The sequence below is a fragment of the Sphaerospermopsis aphanizomenoides BCCUSP55 genome (assembly GCF_001586785.1).
Classification (GTDB): Bacteria; Cyanobacteriota; Cyanobacteriia; order Cyanobacteriales; family Nostocaceae; genus Sphaerospermopsis_A; species Sphaerospermopsis_A aphanizomenoides_A.
The window spans coordinates 1-735 of the sequence record NZ_LUFH02000236.1 but is presented as its reverse complement, the minus strand read 5'-3'; the positions used below and the strand labels follow the sequence as shown (position 1 = coordinate 735).

The window sequence follows — 735 nt, the reverse complement described above, 5'->3', positions numbered from 1 at the left end:
GCCCCTGTCGGAACCCCGACGAGGGACCGACGGGGCCGATAGTCTTGTACGAATCTCGATGAAAGTTGTACACTTTTCGCCATGACGGCGATGAAGGTAAGCGCGGCACGAGAGAACCTGCCCGCCGCGATCGAGCAGGCGCGAACGGCGCCGGTCGTCCTCGAGCGCTACGGGCGTCCCGCGGCGGTGCTCGTCAGTCCTGAGCAGTACGCCGAGATGGTCGCGGCGCTCGAGGAGGTGGAGGATGTCGCCGCCTTCGACGCCGCGATGGCGGAGGAGGGTCCCAACATCCCCTGGGAGCAGGTGAAAGCCGACCTCGGCTGGGAGTGAGCCGCTACCGGATCGAACTCCGCCCGGCGGCGATCCGTGCGCTGGGCAGGCTCGACCCGCCCGTCGCCCGGAGGATCAGGGGTGCGATCGCGCTCCTCGCGGACGATCCACGCCCGCCCGGCGCTCGCGCCCTGCGAGGCCGACCCGCGCTGCGCGTGCGTGTCGGGGACCGCCGGATCATCTACGCGATCGAGGACGATGCGCTGGTCGTGGTGGTGATCACCCTCGGGCGCCGCCGGGATGTCTACGGCCGGTGACGGGCGGTGGCGCCTGGACCCGTCCCAACTCGCCGGCGAGCCCGCGTCGGCCAGAACGGAGAGGGAGGGATTCGAACCCTCGAACCGGTTTGACACCGGTTACCCACTTAGCAGGCGGGCGCCTTCAGCCTCTCGGCCACCTCTCCAG

2 protein-coding genes and 1 tRNA gene are annotated in these 735 nt (G+C 70.1%); 2 read left to right on the top strand and 1 reads right to left on the bottom strand.

Annotated features, from left to right (window positions below):
• The first annotated feature begins 81 nt into the window (after positions 1–81).
• On the top strand, positions 82–330 hold the full coding sequence (locus A0J48_RS26505) for a type II toxin-antitoxin system Phd/YefM family antitoxin (RefSeq protein ID WP_234301191.1): 249 nt from the start codon (positions 82–84) through the stop codon (positions 328–330).
• Positions 327–587: a type II toxin-antitoxin system RelE family toxin gene (locus A0J48_RS26500; RefSeq protein WP_200327553.1), complete on the top strand. Its 261-nt coding sequence runs from the start codon at positions 327–329 to the stop codon at positions 585–587. Before A0J48_RS26505 ends, A0J48_RS26500 begins: the two co-directional genes overlap by 4 nt.
• Before the next feature lie 56 nt (positions 588–643).
• On the opposite strand, the gene A0J48_RS26495 is transcribed toward A0J48_RS26500, so the two are convergent.
• Positions 644–733, bottom strand: a tRNA-Ser gene (locus A0J48_RS26495).
• Positions 734–735 lie beyond the last annotated feature (2 nt).